The sequence below is a fragment of the uncultured Pontibacter sp. genome (assembly GCF_947492645.1).
In the GTDB taxonomy this organism is placed as follows: Bacteria; Bacteroidota; Bacteroidia; order Cytophagales; family Hymenobacteraceae; genus Pontibacter.
Genome location: NZ_CANLMZ010000006.1, coordinates 212,613 through 230,774, shown reverse-complemented (window position 1 = coordinate 230,774; position 18,162 = coordinate 212,613). Strand labels below are relative to the sequence as shown.

The following is an 18,162-nucleotide window of genomic DNA, read 5'->3' as shown; positions in this document are numbered from 1 at the left end:
CGCCTTAAACAAGGAGGAGCCGGGCGTGGTTGGATTCGGTACTAAACAAGATTCTTTAGTTATGATGTAACCAGCAACCGCTAAGCAGCCGCTTTTTTCTCCTGTTCTTTGGCTACTTTCTGCAGCATTTTTAGCACTAGTTCTTCGGTACCTGACAAGTTCTTCGTTTTAGGAGTTTCGGCATCGTGCTTTTGCAGGTACCTTAGCAGCTTATCTTCTCTGAATAGATTGACAACCTCTGGGTGTATATAATATTTGGTGCAAACGCTTGGCGTGTTTCCTAAGCCCTTGGCTACCTGCTTTACGGCCTCTCTTATACTTTTCTCTTTGTCAAGGTCAGGGTTATCTTCGATCACGTTTTCGAGGCATTCGACCATGCGCACCGTACCGCCCCAGGTCCGGAAATCTTTGGCTGTGAAATCATACTTAGTGGCTTCGCGCAAATACTCATTAACATCACCCGACTCCAGCGTTTGTCGCTCCCCGTTTTCATCGTAGTACTGAAACAGGTCGTATCCCGGAATATCGCGGCATTGTTTAACTAGCCGCGCCAACCTGCGGTCTTTTAAATCAATGTCGTGCTCCACTCCTTTTTTTCCCTTAAAGGCAAATTTTATACTACTGCCATCAATCTTCACGTGCCTATCGCGCAGCGTAGTAAGGCCATATGATTGATTTGATTTGGCATAATGGCGGTTACCGATCCGGATAAGCGCATTATCCATCAGCGAGAGCACAAGTGCGGTAACTTTTCGGCGGTTCAGTTGCCGGGAGCTAATATCTTTTTCTATCTGTTCGCGCAAAACCGGCAGGCTTTTGCCAAACGAAATCATGCGGCCAAATTTCGTAAGGCTGCGGGCTTTCTGCCATTGCGGGTGGTAAATGTATTGCTTGCGCCCTTTATCGTCGCGGCCAGTTACCTGCAGGTGCCCCTTCGGCGATTTGCAAATCCATACTTCCGTCCAGGCCGGCGGTATAACTAGTGCGTTTAGGCGCTCTAATGTTTTTTCATCTGCTATCTTCTCCCCGTTCTCATCCAGGAACTGAAATCCTTTTCCGGCTTTTTTCCGGCTATAGCCAGGTTTGCTATCAGAAGTATAACGTAAGCCGGCCCCGGCAGCAGATTTGGTTGGGTCGGCGTATAATTCGTGCAGTTCGTTCTTTCTTGCCATCTTCAGAGGCTCCATATCAATACCTCAAGCAAATGATACTGTAGTTACCTGTAAAAGTTTTGCAGCGCCTTATACTTTGCCCCGCCTTGCGGTGGTGTGGTCTTGCATTCTATGTTATATTTGCAGCATCACCTTATACTATAAGCGCCCAATACGATGCATAAAAACATATCCTACCTGTACGCTTTTTTTGGTTTCTTTATGCTTGCCTGTGGCGCTGTGGCTGTAGACCTGGCCGGAGAGCAGGCAAAAACGGCACTTATAACAGGGGCCGCCGGTGGCTTGATCGGGCTTACTGCCGGGCACTTTCTTAACCGCGGCCACCGCTGGGGCTTTATACTTGGCACCGCCGAGGCAGGACTGTTAACTTTTGTTTTGGGTTGGCGCGCTGCCACCTACTTTACTAGGCTGCTGGGCATGATACAGGAGAGCCAGGAAACAGGCACCACCGAAACAGCGGGCATGGCCTTTCTGCTGACAACAGCCATGCTGGTTATCGCCTTGCTTACCCTTACCGTGTCTGTTATGTTCGCGAAACAGGTTTTAAGAGAAACAAAATAGAGTTTCGTCTATATTATTTTTGATTATTACTATCTTCTGTTATCTTGTTAGTTAGTTTTAAACTACCTTAAAAAAACGAACATGATTAAACAGATCGGTTTGAGCATTGTGCTTACTGCTAGTGTGGTAAGTGCAGCCGAGGCTCAGACAAAACTCGTGGAGAAGGTAACCAAGCAAGGAAGTGAGCTGGTTATTCCTTACTCAAAGTATAAGCTGGCTAACGGCCTTACGCTGATCGTACACGAAGATAATTCTGACCCTGTGGTGCACGTAGATGTTACTTATCATGTGGGATCAGCACGCGAAGAGGTTGGCAAGTCCGGCTTTGCGCACTTCTTCGAGCACATGATGTTCCAGGGGTCTGATAACGTAGCCGATGAAGAGCACTTCAAAATCGTTTCTGAATCGGGCGGTACGCTGAACGGTACAACCAACCGCGACAGAACAAACTACTTCGAGACTGTACCAAGCAACCAGCTGGCTACGGCCCTTTGGCTGGAGGCTGACCGTATGGGCTTTTTACTTGATGCCGTAACGCAGCAGAAATTCGAAGTACAGCGCGAAACTGTAAAGAACGAGCGCGGCCAGAACTACGACAACCGTCCGTATGGCCTGGTTTACGAAATGACCTCTAAAAACCTTTATCCTTACGGCCACCCGTATTCCTGGACCACCATCGGTTACCTGGAAGACCTGAACCGTGTGGATGTAAACGACCTGAAAAACTTCTTCCTGCGCTGGTACGGCCCTAACAATGCTACAGTAACAGTAGGTGGCGACGTGAAGCCAGAGGAAGTTGTGAAACTGGTTGAGAAATACTTTGGCTCTATTCCTGCCGGCCCAGCCGTACAGGACATGAAGCCAATGATGGCTAAGCTGGACAAGGACCGTTACGTGTCTTACGAAGATAACGTGCGTTTCCCGATGCTGCGCATGACATACCCGACACCAGAGGCAGGCCACAAAGATGAGCCGGCGCTGGATGTACTAGCAGAAGTACTGGGACAGGGCAAAAACTCTATCTTCTACAAAAACTTTGTAAAAGAGCAGAAAGCCATGCAGGCCTCTACGTTCAACTCAACTTCTGAGCTGGCCGGCGAATTCGGTATCTCAATCGTAACGTTCCCTACAAACAAGCTTTCGGATATGGAGGCTTTGGTTCGCAAGTCGATTGCCGAGTTTGAGCAGCGTGGCATTAACGAGGATGACCTGATTCGCTTTAAGGCGCAGGCAGAGAGCGGCCTGGTAAACAGAATGGCAAGTGTGAGCGGCAAAGTATCACAGCTGGCTTCTTACGAAACGTTCCGCAACAACCCGAACTACATCCAGGAAGAGATTAAGCGTATAAACGCTGTTACCAAAGAGGATGTAATGCGCGTGTACAACCAGTACATCAAAGGCAAGCACGCTGTTATACTTAGCGTAGTTCCTAAGGGCAAGTCTGATATGGTGGCGAAGGCTGATAATTATACTATCGACACAAATGGCTATGTAGCCGGTGCTGATGAGTACAGCAACCTGAAGTATACCAAAGCAGTTGATACCTTTGACCGCAGCAAGCGCCCTGAGATTGGTGCGAACCCGGTTGTACAGGTGCCAAACTACTATACTACCAAGTTAAAGAACGGCCTGAAGATTATCGGTGCCAAGTCTGACGAGATTCCTACAGTTACGTTGCAGCTTGCAATTAAAGGTGGTCACCGCCTGTCGGCTAACGACATGAGCAAAGCCGGCGTTAGCTCGCTTACAGCCGCCATGCTTAACGAGGATACCGAAAACTATACTTCAGAGGAGTTTACAAACGAGTTGAACAAACTAGGCAGCTCTGTAAGCATCTACGCCGGTTCTGAAGAGACAATGGTTTATGTGCAGTCGCTGAAAAAGAACTTAGACAAGACGCTGGCCCTGATGGAAGAGCGCATGTTTAAGCCTAAGTTTAACCAGGACGACTTTGACCGCCTGAAGAAACAGCAACTGGAAGGCATTGCCAACCAGGCCACGCAGCCAACGGCTATCGCAAACAATGTGTACCTGAAACTGCTTTACGGCGAAGGACATATCGAGGCGATGCCATCTTCGGGTACTGCCGAAACGGTAAACAACATCACGCTGGACGATGTGAAGAAGTTTTACCAGAACAACTACTCTCCTTCTGTTGCAAACCTGGTTGTGGTTGGCGACATCACAGAGAAAGAGATCATGGGCAAGCTTAACTTCCTGAAGAACTGGAAGAAGAAGGATGTGAAACTCGTTGCGGATACAAAAGCACCGGCCATCGATAAAACACGCATCTACTTTGTAGACAAGCCGGATGCTGCTCAGTCTGAGATCAGAATCGGTTATGTGGGCATCCCTTACGATGCAACAGGAGAGTACCACAAACTTGGCCTGATGAACTATAACCTGGGCGGAGCCTTTAACAGCCGCATCAACCTGAACCTGCGCGAAGACAAAGGTTACACGTATGGTGCCCGTTCAGGCTTTAGCGGCAGCAAGTACGCTGGTCCGTTCACGGCCTCTGCCGGTGTGCGCGCCGATGCTACTGCCGAGTCGGTTACAGAGTTTATGAAAGAGCTTAGCAACTTCAGCAAAACCGGTATTACCGAAGACGAAGTTAAGTTCATGAAGAGCTCTATCGGCCAGTCTGATGCTCGTAAGTATGAGACTCCGGGTCAAAAAGCCGGTTTCCTGGGCCGCATTATCGAGTATAACCTGAGCAAGGACTTCGTGAAGAAGCAAACCGATATACTTAACAACATCACTAAAAAAGACATTGATGCACTAGCCGCAAAACACCTGCCGGTAAACAACATGCACATTGTAGTGGTTGGCGATAAGAAAACGGTGCTTTCTAAGTTGCAAGCACTTAACTACGAAGTAGTTGAGCTTGACACAAACGGCAACCCGATTGGTAGCTCTTCCGTAAAATAAGGTACATACTACACTTTAGAAGAGACCCTGCATTTTTGCGGGGTCTCTTTTTTTGTACTCTTTCAAGCCTGCTCATACTTCCGAAATTGTAACCCACCTTCTGATTTTCTGCGTAAAGCTGGTTGCAACGGTGCATATGGCCTAATTTTGAGGTGCCGCACGGGCAAACGTACTTTATTGGCTATTGCTGCGTTGCATTAAAAATCACACTATTCCTTTATGAACAAATTAGCTTACTTACCCTTATGGGCATTTACTTTATGCAGCCTGCTGCTGTTCAGCAGCTGCGAAGACAACGACGGCGTTATTTTCTCAATCCAGGATGATATCAGGCTGGGGCAGCAGGTATCTGAAGAGGTAGACTCTACTTACAGGGCACAGGGAAAACTGCTGGAAAGAACCAGCTCCAACGCCAACACCCAGAAAGCTTACCAGAGCCTGGACCGCATCGTGAACCGCGTGCTTAACTCGGGGCAGGTAAAGTATAAATCAGAATTCCCCTGGACGGTGAAGATAATTAAAGACGATACCATGCTGAATGCCTTTGCCACACCCGGTGGGCATATTTATGTATTCTCAGGTATTGTGAAGTACCTCGACGACGAAGACCATTTTGCAGGTGTGCTGGCCCACGAAATTGCACACGCCGATAAGCGCCATAGCGTAAAACAACTGCAGCGCGACTATGGCATTGCATTGCTTTTATCGGTTGCGTTAGGCAACAACCCGGGCACCCTTAAAACAATTGCCGCACAGTTGGGCGGCACCCTGGCTGGCTTGCGCTTTAGCCGCGACGCCGAAACCGAGGCCGACAATACATCTGTGGATTACCTGTCGGGCACCAACCATTATGCCTGCGACGGCGCAGCTGGCTTTTTTATAAAGATGCAGCAGGATGCGCAGCAAGCAAACCCGCCTGAGTTTTTAAGCACCCACCCCGACCCAGGCAACAGAGTACAGAACATTCAGCAACTCGCACAGCAAAAAGGCTGTAAAACAAGCTCAGCAGCAGATACTGATTTTCAGCAGCTGAAAAGCGCACTACAATAGAAAAACTGGAAATGCCTGCCCTACCAGCGGGCATTTTTATTTATACCTGGCAACACTATGAAAAGGATAAAAGAAAAACTGACCGGATCTATACTTAAAGCAGAAGAGAAAATAGATTTCCTGACTTTTAAGCTGAAAGACAGACTATGGCAGAACAGGCAACTGCACATTGTAACGTACCGCAGCTACGGCACCCCGGAGCGCTTGTATGTAAAAGGCCGCGTACTTGTTGACAAAGGCATCAGGCAATCAGAAGAAACCGATACCACCTGGGAAAACCTGCTGAACATGTACCGCCGCTTTGAGAGCGATGAGATTCCGAATGCGCGGGTACAACTAACGCTGCTGGGGCAAAAACACGAAATTACAACTGATGTAGAAGGCTACTTTGTGCTGAACATCCAACCGGAAACACCTTTGCAACTGGACGATATCTGGCACGAAATAGAAATTGAGCTGATAGAGGCTCCTGTAAAGAGTTTTGAGCCAGGCATTAAAGAAACAGCCTTTGTGCTGGTGCCGCCACCTGATGCAGAGTATGGCATCATTTCGGATATTGATGATACCATTGTGCGGACAGGCGCTACCAGCCTGCTGGAAACCGGCCGGAATGTGCTTTTGAACAATGCACATAGCCGCATTCCTTTCCATGGGGTGGCGCAGTTTTACAAATCGTTGCAACTGGGCCGCAATGGTAAGCGTAACAACCCGTTTTTTTATGTTAGCAGCAGCCCCTGGAACAACTACGACTTACTTTATCACTTTCTGGAGCTGAACGAAATACCGCAGGGCCCTCTCCTGCTCCGCGATTTTGGCATAGACGAAAGCAAGCTGGGCCACTCCGACCACATGAGCCACAAGTATAAAGAGATCGAAAACATACTTATAACCTACCCTAAGCTCAACTTTGTACTTATCGGCGACAGCGGGCAACAAGACGCTGCCATTTACAGAGAAGTGGTAAAAAAACACCCGGGGCGCATTATGGCCGTTTACGTACGCGATGTAGCCATTGCCAAACACACCAAAAAAGTAGAGACGATTGCAGATGAGCTTAAGGCCGAAGGCGAAGTAGAAATGCTGCTGGTAAAAAATACAGCCGCCGCCGCCGAACATGCTGCAAAATGTGGCTTCATATTTACTGAAAAAGTAGAGGAAGTAGAAAAGGAAGCAGCCATTGACGAAGAGGGTGACAAGTAAATTACACCATCAGGCGTTGCTCATGTAGGGTTGCCAGTTCACGATCAAAACCTTATCCTCAGGCAATAGCAGGTAACCGTAGTCATAGCAAAAGTGATAGGTGTTGCCCTTGCCTGTGCGGTAGAGGTGGGTGAAGTGGCGAAAGTCGAAGCCGGCAAGTTGGAGCACATCCCGCCGGAGCGTTGTCTTGCCCTCGGGGCTAGCCTGCCTGAGAAGTGTACGGTTTTTTCTGAGTATGGCGTTTACTTTCTGAATAAGCTGTTCGCTTTTGTCATCCTTCTTTCTTGCATTATTAAAAAGAAACCGACATTGGTCAGAGCAGAAGCGTTTATCTGTTCTGCCGATAATCTCTCCTTCACAAGTGGGGCAAAGTCTAGTTGTCCTTTTCATTAGCCGTGTTATTACTCGAGTATATCCGAGTATACTCGAGTAATAACACGGCTAGGGCAAGAGAAGGTTTTACCTTTAAGCCTTCTTACATGTGCTGTGTTTATGTCTTATTTGTCCGTTTTACCCGTTATTTACCTGAATCCGCTAGAGCATGCGGGCAAAAATTTTATCCGTTTGTGGTTTAAGACCAACCCTTTCATCAGTAAGCGCTTAAAGGAAGCTTCCTGGCTTAAGTTCAGCAAAACCTACAAGTGTTTTGTGATGCATCATACAAATCAGGCTATAGAGATGACGCACCAGCATTTTCAGGGGTTTGCCAAGGTAGATAGCCGTTATTTGTATAAGCCCAAACGCCTGCGGCCTTCCCACGGCACGATCATTTTGCAAGGGGACAGGCAACAGGCAGAACCACTAAAAAAAGTGCCAGTAAAGCCAGTAATCCGTTTGCAGCCATTGGAGCATCAGGGAAAGCAATATGTACAACTCAGTTACCCCTACAATAAAGATATCTATGCTTGCCTGAGGCAAAGCAAGGTGGCTCTGTGGCTTGCAGAAATGCAGTGCTTTGTGATCAGTACCGAAAGCAGTAGTTTACATACACTCTTAACCGACATAGAAGCTGTAGCCCAGCTGTGGCTGGCACAAACCATGCAGGTAAAGGATATGGCTTTGCAGGCAAGGCTTTGGGAGCAAAGCTACCTGAAAGGTGATGGCTATATCGCCTGCCCGCTGACTTATACTGAAAAGTTGTTTCTGCTAAACTATAGCCTGAGCACCATCCGCTCGTACCATGCTTTGCTGCTTCGTTTTCTGAACGCACACAAGGACAAGGGACTGGAAAGCATTCATGCTTTCTCAGAAGAAGAAATCAATACTTATCATCGCCAGATGGTGCAGGCAGGCACCTATTCGGTGTCTTTTGTCAACCAGAGCATCAATGCTGTAAAGTTCTACTACCAGCGGGTGCTGCTGCGGCATGAGGTGCAGTTAAACCAAGTGGAGCGGCCTGAGAAGCCAGAGCGGCTGCCGCAAGTGCTTAGCAAGCAGGATGTGCTGAGGATACTGTCCGTGACTGAAAACTTGAAGCACCGCTGCATGCTGCAGCTTTTGTATGCGGGCGGGCTAAGAATTGGGGAGGTGATCAACTTGAAACTCACGGATGTGCAGTCGGAGCGGAACTTGTTGCTAGTACGGGGCGGCAAGGGTAAGAAAGACCGCACCACGCTGCTCTCCCAGAAGCTGCTCGAGAGCCTTAGGGCTTACTACAGGCAATATAAACCCAGGGTCTGGCTGTTTGAGGGACAGACAGGCGGGCAGTACACGGTGGAGAGCATCCGTAACGTGTTCCGTGCCAGCAAGGAGAAGGCGGGCGTGAAAGCACCTGCCACGCCCCATACGCTCAGGCATTCCTTTGCCACGCACCTGCTCGAGCAGGGAACGGATCTAAGGTATATTCAGGTGCTGCTGGGCCACAGAAGCAGCAAAACCACCGAGATCTATACCCATATCACGACCCATGCCTTGGATAAAATTGTCAGTCCGTTGGATAATCTCTAGCAAACTGTTACATTAGCTAAAACATATACTCCAATGCACACATCATCCACTTATACCAGATTCAGCCAACAAAAGGCAGCAGAAACGATGTGTGGCTATTACGCACATAGTGCAGATAAGCGTATGTTGTCGTATATACTATAGTTAGCAGGAGTTTTAAAGTATGAAAGAATCAGTATTAAGGGACTACTTCGAAAACAGGATTTCAGTTGAATCGTTAGCTGGGAACGTCAAAAACACTCAAAGAAAGGCTACCTACGACACCACATCTGTGCATGTAGAACAGATTAAGGACGGTTCAACATTTCAGGTGAGAAAGGTGCATCTACTAAGACTTTGCAATGAAGTTTTAAATGGAAACTTAACACTTGAAGACATCAATTCAATTGCCCTTGCATTGGTCTTCTCTGAATACTTCGTCTGGGATACTAACACAGAAGAAGGTCAAATGATAGAAACCGTAATCTATGATTGGGACAGCCCAGAGATAAACTTTCCTCTTACGCTCTCTAATATGAAGTTTTGGAAGCAGTACCTTGAGACAGGAGACTATAAGTTAGGAATAGAAAACAAATAGAGAAATTAAGAACAACAGCTGCTAACCACACCTAAACGTTAGCTGCGCCATCGTTTAGCAAAGTCCGTTAGCGGTAAGGCTACAATAAGAAATAGGAAAATGAAATGTGAAGCTTGTATACTTAGAGAAGTTGAAGTAGAAGTGTTTCCAAATGAAGATTTAGGAGGCAGTATATGGGACACCTATCCTGTTTACAATCCTTACCGAGTATGTGCTGATTGTTATAATCGTCTGATAAATTTCGCCTTGCGACCATTGGAATTGTTTAATATAGTTGCTACTCATGGACATAGCCACTATTTGCACGATGACTTTTATGATTATCAAACAGGAGAGGCGACCCAACCGCACATTGAAGTAATAGACGCTGACAAATTTACATTTCCAGACTTTGAACGAATCAAGAATGACTTAAACAGATTAATTGATTTTTCATTCGTACAGCATTTTACTGAAGACTATGTGATAAGTCAGCTTAAACAGTTTGACAAGCATGAAGTGCTGGCAAGTTTACAAGAAAGGGTAAGATACAACCGAGTGATTAATTACAAGGCTTATATAGTTGCAGGAAGAGTAGTTGGTCGTGCAGCAGAAGAATGGATAAAAGAAGAATGGGCAAACCGACAAGAAAATGAACTCCATCTATTTGCTGAACCTATCGCAAAGTGTATTGAGTTCGACAAAGCGTTTGAAATAATATCGAGAGAGTTAGAAAATGGAGACGATAGATTTCTTTCTGAAAATGTTTCCGCACTTCTATACTTTCAAAGTGACAAGACCCTTGACTGGATTGAGGGAGTCAGCAGCCGAATCAAAAATGTATCTTCTGCTTGGGGGCAACTTGCAGCAAGTTCACAGTTCAGTTGGGACAGAGCAAACAAATGGTTGGCAATAGGGCGACCTTTAAGTTTAGTGGCGCTTGACGCTTTAATATTTTGTACGACAACTGGTGAGAGGTTGAATCAGTCGTTATGGTTGCGAAATCTTCAACCGAAGTTAGTAGATAACCCAAAACCAGAGACAGTTGCTAAAAGGCTCCAAGATTACCTGCAAAATGATAGAGTGCCTAGGACAAAAGCTGCTGTCGAGAATATCATCAACAATATGTTTGAGATAGAACTTTAAAAAGCCCTAAACGCTAACAATGCCTTTACGGTAGCTGCGCCACCGTAAAGCCTAGCCCGTTAGCAGCAATAGATAATTAATAAATGAAATTTGAAAAGATAGTACTTCTTGTGGCTCTGCTTGCGACACCACTTTTTGTGAAATGTCAAACACAGAAAAAAGACAACATAGAAGTTTGGCAAAACTCATCAGGTTCAATATCTATCAGTCACCCTAAAGATTGGATAAAATGGGAGTTAAATTCTGGTGAAGTTGTAGCCTTCGTAACTCCTAAAGATGGTCCAGATGACCGGTTTCCTGACATGCTTGTACTTAGAGAATCTGTCAATTATATGAATCAAAGCTTGCAGGATTTAGAAGAATCCGCTAAAAGAGATATAAAACAACAGCCAAATATGGAATTGGTTTCTTCTGAGCAAGTGAAAGTTGGCAACTACACAGCTCTTAAAACAATCATGGACCAAGTAACTGGAGATGAATTAAGGCTAATAAACTACACCTATACTATTGGTGATAAAATTTACCTGCTTAGTTTGAGTATTGAGAAGAGAAATTTCGATAGGTTTAAATCTATAGGTGAAGCAAGTGCGAAATCTTTAAAAGTAGAACAATAGACTGCTAACACGGTGCATAATTTAGGCTTCGGCTACGCCTCACCCACATCATGCACGAATACCGTTGCCCATAATATAAATTAATGAAATGAATAAGAAACTGCTTTATATCTTAGCTTTCATTGGGGTTGTGAGTGTAGTTTCAAAAATAGTTAGCTTATACTATTCAGAGAAAAGAACTCGGGTGTATTGGAGTAACTGTGAAAAAGTAAAAGTCGGAATGACATTGAATGAAGCTCGTCAGATAATCGGAGATTTAGAATATCAATATTGGACACAAGATGAAAAATCAGGAGAAATATTGGTTAGTCAAGGCAAAGAAGGAGCAGAATATACTTTAGAGTATGACATGGTTATAGCAGGCTCTGATAATATGCGACTATACTTTGACCCAATTACTTTAAGGGTAACAAAAGTGTTTTGTGGAGAATAAATAAAAATACTTTGGGCAACCACGTGTATACTCAATGCTTCGGCTGAAAGCCTTGCACTTCGTCTACACCAGTACGTTGGCAGTAACCAGTAAGTATAGAAAGAAATGAAAAGAGAAAAGATTAGCGGGGGCTTTGCTGTTGTAGGACATGCTTTGGTGCTACTTTTCTTTGTTCCATTATGTTTGTTTTTACTTTACATCATCACTAAAAACTTCAGCTTTGAAGGAGTGATTTTTCTGTTGGCTTTCTTGGTTCCAAGTATACTTGTGGTGAGACATGCCTACACCTACGCTGACTTATACTTAGAAGGAAATACCATCATAGTAAAGAAGCTGTTTAGCGTTAAGGCGAAGCCAATAGCTGAATATAAGACAGTAGAGCAAGCAATAATGCCCTTGAAATACTGCATCAAGTTTCAGGACGGAAGTAAAGCATGTTTTGCTTTAACCAGTTCAAAGATATTTCGGCATATAATAAGTACCGACCCTGACAGAGTAGTAAAAGAACTTAGACTGAAATTTCAAGAACTAAAGCAGGAATACGCAATTAAAGAATAAGAAAATGGCAGCTGCCAACAAGGCATATAAGGCACACTTCGGCTACGCCTCGTTCGCCTTTTATACAAGCACGTTGAGCGTAACCAGTAAGTAATAAATGAAAGACTTAAAAGAAGTAGTAACTATAGAACAGAAGCGCTATTCAGATTTCTTTAGTGATGGAGTCGAGAAACTCAGACAGGGAAAGGAAACTTATGCAAGTGAGCTACTTCTTGAGATTAATGATGAAACTATAGGTGAGCCATTTAATTTAGTCCGTGTAGATTTTATTTACAAAAGCCAGAACGGAGAAGATTCAATTAATGAATTGAGACTTGAATCCAACTCGAGCTATAAGCCAGTCGAAATAAGAACAGACAATGCATTAATACACATCAAGCCGTTTTGCTGGAATAGCTGTGAAATAGCCTGCAATGAATTTGAGCTGGAGTTATTGAAAGACTGGGTAAGGCAATGGCTCAAAACTGAAGAAGAATTTAATGGCATATCCAGCGCCATTCACAGTTGTTCATTACCTGAAGAAAAGGACGGTCAGTTTAGTTTTATCGTTGACTTTGGAACATCACCAGTTGAAGCATTTTACGATTTAATAAATAATCTTGAACGAGCTGGTGCAACTCAGATTACTATTGAAACTGAAGAAGTATAAAATGGCATCGCTCAACACGGCACAGGCTCCATACTCGGCTTTGCCTCATTCGCAGCCTGTACTAATCCGTTGTGTGTCATTTAAAAATAATGGAATTAAAAGAAGTAATAAAAGCGCCCAATTATAATAGCCAATCGGATTATTCAACCGGAAAGGACGGTAACTCTGACTTTTTAACTTTTAATTGTCATAATTGCGGTAATGCCCTAAGAATTGACTTCCAAAAACAAATTGATTACAGTTGGAAAGGTAAAACCGATAGAATCAGTGAGATAGAACAGCAGAACTTAAAGCAATATTACTCCATCGGACTATCGCAGAAATCGCATGACGGCGGATTACCAGTGTTTGACAAAATAATTTGCTCAAAGTGTTCAGCAACTTATATGACCTATTGCGGTGTAGTTGAGTTCAGTAACTCTGCCTATAATGTCATTGTTCAAGGGATTATAAAAATATAAGTATGTTACCTAAAAAGAAGAAAAACGTCACACAACAACACCTAAACGTCAGCCTTCAGCCGACGGCCTCGCCTGTCGTTTAGCTTAGTACGTTATGGCAAATAGAGATAGATGAAATGTTGAAGAAAGTATTTAAGCATGCCACAAGCAACAACTTTAACTTCTTCCTTTTATGTGTTATAATCGGTGGAATCTACTTGTTCTTTGACAGACCATCTGTTCAAAGCCAAAACGATGTTGTTGAAGTTGAAGGGACTCTAATGCATATTTCCAAGCAGTTGGTTTATTCCAATAGAATCAATAAAACAGAATCGGACTCTACCTATCATATTCATCTTAAAGAATATCCAAGCAAGTTTCAGGTAAGCTATTCTTCTTATGACGGCAGAGCCTTTTACTCTACATCAAACGTTGGCGACAGAGTAAAACTTCATATAGCAGGGGATGATAAAGTAGATTTAAATAACCCCGATAAGCGTATCAGAAGTTTTTCTCTGATTGTAAATGAACAGGTTTATTTATCTTTAGAAAAAGGCTTGACTGGTTTTGGTAAAGGCATATTCGAACTGGTACTGATATTTTTACCATTAAGTATTTTAGCAGTTCGGGTTGATAAGAAGATGAGAAAAGAACGACAAGCCATAACCAAACCTAAACGTTAGCTACGCCATCGTTTAGCAAAGTCCGTTAGCGGTAACACTCAATCATGAAAGAAGTAGAGCTACAATGTGATAAAGTGTTGGAGAATCTTCACCAGTTCTCCGATGACTTGCTGGACTTAGGAGAGCCTATCACGGACAATAGATTAAGGGAGTTTGAGAATCAGATTGGCTTTCAGTTACCCTTTGACTTCAGCTACATATTAACCAAACATAACTACTTTTCTTTAGCAGGAACAGAAGTGCTCGGAATAGGTACAGAATTCAAAGAAGAGTCTCTTGATAAAGTATACCTTTTTGAACATAATGGAGTTGGAAACCCAATGCCTAAAGAGTTCCTGCCTTTCTCTCCTGACGGCAGGGGAAATCATTATTGCTTTGACCTATCCAGAATAAAAAATAGTCTCTGCCCTGTGGTTTTCTGGCAGCATGACTATACCTACTCTAAAAAGGAAGAAGTAGAGACGTGCAATGAAAACTTCTTAGGTTGGGTAGAAGAAGTTATGATTGAGTGGACTTTGGAAGATTACGGTTCTGAAAAAAGATAGAATTCCAGAAGCCGAATTAAAAGTATAAAAAGTGCTCTCCGCTAACAAAGCACAGGCTTAAGCTTCAACTAACGCCTTGCCTTAGCCTGTACGAGCCGTTGGCAGTAACTTTAAAAATGAAAGATTGGATTAAGATAGAAGAAGAACAGAAAGAAGTCTGTAGAACGCTGAATGTGGATTGGGCGCCATTGGACAGAAAACTAATGGTAGCAATCAATGAATCCATATTTACCGAAATGCAGCCAATAAACGGACTTCGTCATTTAAAACAAAAATCAATTGACGGTTGGTATTTGTGGAGTGGCGGAGAAATTCCTCAAGAAGATGATAACTTCTTCAAACCAATTCATCCCGAACACTTAATAGAAAGGAGAGAAATCATCCTCAAATATTTAGGATTACCAGCAGGGTGGAGATTTCAAATCGACGACAATGGTTATGAGGACATTTGGTTTGACGAGTCTATTTTGATAGAATAATAAAGTAAAACTTAAAAAAAGCTTCTGCCAACCACGTGTAAACGTCAGCAGCGGCCGACGGCCTCGCCGTCGTTTACACAAGTCCGTTGGCAGGTATACAATAACAAATGGAAATACGAACTTTAGAAATCATATTCAGCACATTATTCCTTGGATTGTTCTTGTTGCTGATTTATGTGATAGCTAGAAGCCCTAAATATTTTCTTTTCGAGTTTCCCTTGGATGTATTGAAAGTCCTATTCAAATGGCGGTCAAGTGAAGAAATGAAGGCTTGGAATGAAAGAGATAATGATATTGAGTACAATGCCAAGAGAAAGAAAAAGGTATACTTCCAAAGTGCTGACAAATACATTTTAACATTTAGTACAAATGAAGAGAAAGTGAAGCAGTCCATCGCCAATGGGGTCGCATCATTGGAAGCAGCAGCATTACCCAACATAACATACATCAAATCTGACTACGCACTAGTAGTCCAATTGCCTAAGCGGACTGAATTTTACCTATTTCATTATCTACTTCAATGGCTTGACAACGAAGGTATTGGTAACGCTGGCTTTGTTAGCGGCAAGAGCACGGGATATGTTGTGTATCAAGATAAAAATTCTTTGAACAATCTGATTGGTGAAACAGAAAGTGGTGCCAAATTCTCTGTTTCTCTTTATCATGACTATAAGGAATCTCAGTATTTGATGTTGGATAGAAGCATTGAACTAGAAAAGCTGAAAGGATTCAGAGTAATAAGTGAAATAATTAAAAGTACGACTGCCAACAAGACCTATAGTGCATAAACGCACCATAGCAAAGCCGTTAGGCTACATATAAACTAAAAAAAGTCAGGTAACAGTAAACTGTGAATAAACAATTTTAAGAGTTCCATGGCGCTTAATTTCGACTATATTTATTATAGACTCGCCAAGTTCTTCCTCAAAGGCGACGGGAAAGATGCAATAAGAGCTGTCTTGGGTGTTAGTATGATACAGTTACTAATCGTTGGTGATCTTGTGCTCATACCAACAAGAATAATGTGGGATAGGCATGAAACAGCACCTTATTCCAAAGTAATAGGAGGTATTTTAGTAGTACTATTATTAATAATTATCATCTTTAATTATATAAAATACAAAAGTAAATACGACGAATTCGATGATAGATGGAAAGATGAAACAAGACTTAGTAGGGTTGTAAAAGGTTTTTTGGTACTTATTTGTCTAATACTTCCTTGGGTACCAATCTTTATCTTGGGAACATTTATGTAGAAGCTAAAGCTAAACAAAGAAATACATAGCCTAACCATGCACATAAGCCAAGCTGCGGCTACGCCTTGCACACTTTATGTACTAACCGTTATAACCAATTTTAAATATAAAAATGAAATCAAACTTTTTACTTTTAGCCTTATCAATGTTTAGTTTTGGTGCGCTTGCACAGTCGAACGAGCCAGTTCAATCAACAGAATTGGTAAGTATGACAAAACTTGAGGTCGGACTCCAAGGTATTGGAGTAGGCTATGAAGTGCCGTTTAGCAATAAGTGGTCAGTAAACCTAAGTGCTGGTTTTGGTGGTGGATACTCCATTGATAAAAACAGCTATGCCAATGGATTCAAAAGCACTTTCATCCTGAACGAACCTGTCGCTTATTTTAGGTCTGAGTTCAAGCACACCTATAACCGAAACAAAAGAAGTATTAAGTCAAAGTCTTTACTTAACAACGCAGGTAATTACGTAGCCTTTCAGACCAAGTATACCACAGGCAGAGTTTTTGAAAGCGACGAGTGGAGCCAGATAAACAATCCACTGAATAGAACACTTCTAAATGAAGTACATTGGGGTATGCAAAGGCCTCTTGGACAGAAGTTTCTTTACAATCTTCACATAGGTTTAGGTTATGCCGCAGACTTTGATTTTAAAAATAGCCAGCTTTATCCTGCGGCAGGCCTTCAGTTTGCCTACGTTATTTCTAAGAATAAAAGGTTATAACCACATCTATACGGCAGCTACGCCACCGCAAAGCCCAGACCGTTGTAACATATTAAAATTAATTATTGAAAAAGAAGCATTACATAGCCTTGTTTCATCCTGTCGGAGAAGAAGTCAAAACTCGTATTGACTTCGATTCAGAAATTGAAGAAACATTAGTCTATGAACTTCTCAAGCTTGAAGGATACTCCATTTATCAGTTTATCCTTCAAGACTATCAATATGTGATGTCTTTTGATGAGCTGAGTGAGTTGGGTGTCAGGTTTAAGTTATTCAAAAAAGAAAGAAAGACTTGGTTTGGTCTTAGCAAGAAAATAGAGCAGGAGCTACTAATTTACCCTAAAGATGGCTTTTTCTATCCCTACCAATACGGAAGCTATTTCTATCTCTTCAGCAGAGAAGAAATAAAAGAGAGTGATTTTATTAAGTGGATGGAAGAGCAATTCCCAAACCGATGGGTTGACTTTGATGATACTTTGGCTGGCTTGAATAGTAAAACAATAAAGCTCCTTCATCAATCCGACTACATTCTGGTAACCAATCATGATTATCAGAAAGAGTTTGGTGTAGTTGGAAGCAAAGAAGTGTGTGCTACTCTAACAGCCAAACTGAGACAAGAAGCCTTTGAGTCTTTTGAAACTGAAGAATACCTACAAAATAAAGAATAACAGGTTACAACCACACCTTTACCGTAGCTACGCCACGGCAAAGCCAAGTACGTTGTGCGTCAGCTTAAACGAACATTCTGCATAAATTAAACAAAAGAAAGAATATGAACGATTTCAAAATTATAGGCATCTCAACTGAAACGACAAACGAATCAATGATTGACATTGAAACGCTTTGGGGCAGGTTTTGGGGAGACAATATCGCTGACAAAATACCAAACAAAGTAAGTGACGAATTTTACGCTGTTTATACAGACTACGAAAGTGATCATACAGGAAAATATACCTTAATCATTGGCTTTCCCGTGACAACATTGGACAATATTCCTGATGGTTTTGTGGGACGAGAAATTTCCGTTGGTAAAGCGGAAAAATACATTTCAAAAGGAAAAATGCCAGAAGCGATATTGAAAACGTGGACGGAAATATGGCAGGATACTCAACTAAAAAGAGCTTATCGAGCTGATGTAACTGTTCACGGGAAAAAATATTTTGACGGAGATAATGCAGAAATAGAAACCTATATTTCAATTTCTGAATAAACAAACATAGA

General features: G+C 42.9%; 21 protein-coding genes. 19 read left to right on the top strand and 2 right to left on the bottom strand.

Going from position 1 to position 18,162, the window contains the following annotated elements; all coding sequences use genetic code 11:
- Positions 1–80 precede the first annotated feature (80 nt).
- Positions 81–1,172 (bottom strand): DNA topoisomerase IB, encoded by a 1,092-nt coding sequence (locus Q1A23_RS07550; RefSeq protein ID WP_299821643.1) that lies wholly within the window; start codon positions 1,170–1,172, stop codon positions 81–83.
- 156 nt (positions 1,173–1,328) lie between these two features.
- Here Q1A23_RS07550 and Q1A23_RS07545 point away from each other — a divergent pair, with 156 nt between their 5' ends.
- The 4 genes from Q1A23_RS07545 to Q1A23_RS07530 all read left to right on the top strand — a co-directional run bounded on the left by Q1A23_RS07545 (position 1,329) and on the right by Q1A23_RS07530 (position 6,914).
- Positions 1,329–1,733, top strand: a complete 405-nt coding sequence (locus tag Q1A23_RS07545; protein ID WP_299821641.1) for a hypothetical protein — start codon at positions 1,329–1,331, stop codon at positions 1,731–1,733.
- A gap of 81 nt (positions 1,734–1,814) precedes the next feature.
- Positions 1,815–4,664 (top strand): pitrilysin family protein, encoded by a 2,850-nt coding sequence (locus tag Q1A23_RS07540; protein ID WP_299821639.1) that lies wholly within the window; start codon positions 1,815–1,817, stop codon positions 4,662–4,664.
- Between the two features lie 219 nt (positions 4,665–4,883).
- Entirely contained in the window at positions 4,884–5,714 is an 831-nt protein-coding gene (locus tag Q1A23_RS07535) for a M48 family metalloprotease (protein WP_299821637.1), read from the top strand.
- 57 nt (positions 5,715–5,771) lie between these two features.
- Positions 5,772–6,914, top strand: a complete 1,143-nt coding sequence (locus tag Q1A23_RS07530) for a phosphatase domain-containing protein (RefSeq protein ID WP_299821635.1) — start codon at positions 5,772–5,774, stop codon at positions 6,912–6,914.
- Positions 6,915–6,923: 9 nt separating this feature from the next.
- Here the strand turns inward: Q1A23_RS07530 and Q1A23_RS07525 are convergent, their stop codons facing one another.
- A complete protein-coding gene (locus tag Q1A23_RS07525) occupies positions 6,924–7,304 on the bottom strand; it encodes a DUF2116 family Zn-ribbon domain-containing protein (RefSeq protein ID WP_299821633.1) in 381 nt (126 codons plus the stop codon).
- 102 nt (positions 7,305–7,406) lie between these two features.
- Here Q1A23_RS07525 and Q1A23_RS07520 point away from each other — a divergent pair, with 102 nt between their 5' ends.
- From Q1A23_RS07520 to Q1A23_RS07450, 15 genes are all read left to right on the top strand, one after another.
- Positions 7,407–8,861 (top strand): tyrosine-type recombinase/integrase, encoded by a 1,455-nt coding sequence (locus tag Q1A23_RS07520; RefSeq protein WP_299821631.1) that lies wholly within the window; start codon positions 7,407–7,409, stop codon positions 8,859–8,861.
- A gap of 163 nt (positions 8,862–9,024) precedes the next feature.
- Positions 9,025–9,438 (top strand): hypothetical protein, encoded by a 414-nt coding sequence (locus Q1A23_RS07515; protein WP_299821629.1) that lies wholly within the window; start codon positions 9,025–9,027, stop codon positions 9,436–9,438.
- A 99-nt stretch (positions 9,439–9,537) separates the two neighbouring features.
- Positions 9,538–10,563, top strand: a complete 1,026-nt coding sequence (locus Q1A23_RS07510) for a hypothetical protein (protein ID WP_299821627.1) — start codon at positions 9,538–9,540, stop codon at positions 10,561–10,563.
- 83 nt (positions 10,564–10,646) lie between these two features.
- Positions 10,647–11,177, top strand: a complete 531-nt coding sequence (locus Q1A23_RS07505) for a PsbP-related protein (RefSeq protein WP_299821625.1) — start codon at positions 10,647–10,649, stop codon at positions 11,175–11,177.
- Between the two features lie 88 nt (positions 11,178–11,265).
- Positions 11,266–11,610: a hypothetical protein gene (locus Q1A23_RS07500; protein ID WP_299821623.1), complete on the top strand. Its 345-nt coding sequence runs from the start codon at positions 11,266–11,268 to the stop codon at positions 11,608–11,610.
- Positions 11,611–11,715: 105 nt separating this feature from the next.
- On the top strand, positions 11,716–12,168 hold the full coding sequence (locus Q1A23_RS07495; RefSeq protein ID WP_299821621.1) for a hypothetical protein: 453 nt from the start codon (positions 11,716–11,718) through the stop codon (positions 12,166–12,168).
- Between the two features lie 97 nt (positions 12,169–12,265).
- Positions 12,266–12,817 (top strand): hypothetical protein, encoded by a 552-nt coding sequence (locus Q1A23_RS07490; protein ID WP_299821619.1) that lies wholly within the window; start codon positions 12,266–12,268, stop codon positions 12,815–12,817.
- Between the two features lie 89 nt (positions 12,818–12,906).
- Positions 12,907–13,278, top strand: a complete 372-nt coding sequence (locus Q1A23_RS07485; RefSeq protein WP_299821618.1) for a hypothetical protein — start codon at positions 12,907–12,909, stop codon at positions 13,276–13,278.
- A gap of 116 nt (positions 13,279–13,394) precedes the next feature.
- Positions 13,395–13,940, top strand: coding sequence for a hypothetical protein (locus tag Q1A23_RS07480; protein ID WP_299821616.1), 546 nt, complete (start codon positions 13,395–13,397; stop codon positions 13,938–13,940).
- A gap of 44 nt (positions 13,941–13,984) precedes the next feature.
- On the top strand, positions 13,985–14,485 hold the full coding sequence (locus Q1A23_RS07475; RefSeq protein ID WP_299821614.1) for an SMI1/KNR4 family protein: 501 nt from the start codon (positions 13,985–13,987) through the stop codon (positions 14,483–14,485).
- A gap of 116 nt (positions 14,486–14,601) precedes the next feature.
- Entirely contained in the window at positions 14,602–14,964 is a 363-nt protein-coding gene (locus tag Q1A23_RS07470; RefSeq protein ID WP_299821612.1) for a hypothetical protein, read from the top strand.
- A gap of 107 nt (positions 14,965–15,071) precedes the next feature.
- Entirely contained in the window at positions 15,072–15,752 is a 681-nt protein-coding gene (locus Q1A23_RS07465; protein ID WP_299821610.1) for a hypothetical protein, read from the top strand.
- Positions 15,753–16,332: 580 nt separating this feature from the next.
- Positions 16,333–16,941 carry a hypothetical protein gene (locus Q1A23_RS07460; protein ID WP_299821608.1) on the top strand — a complete coding sequence of 203 codons (609 nt, stop codon included), beginning with the start codon at positions 16,333–16,335 and terminating at the stop codon, positions 16,939–16,941.
- Between the two features lie 65 nt (positions 16,942–17,006).
- Positions 17,007–17,609 carry a hypothetical protein gene (locus tag Q1A23_RS07455; RefSeq protein WP_299821606.1) on the top strand — a complete coding sequence of 201 codons (603 nt, stop codon included), beginning with the start codon at positions 17,007–17,009 and terminating at the stop codon, positions 17,607–17,609.
- A gap of 104 nt (positions 17,610–17,713) precedes the next feature.
- Positions 17,714–18,151 (top strand): effector binding domain-containing protein, encoded by a 438-nt coding sequence (locus Q1A23_RS07450; protein WP_299821604.1) that lies wholly within the window; start codon positions 17,714–17,716, stop codon positions 18,149–18,151.
- The last annotated feature ends 11 nt before the right edge of the window (positions 18,152–18,162 follow it).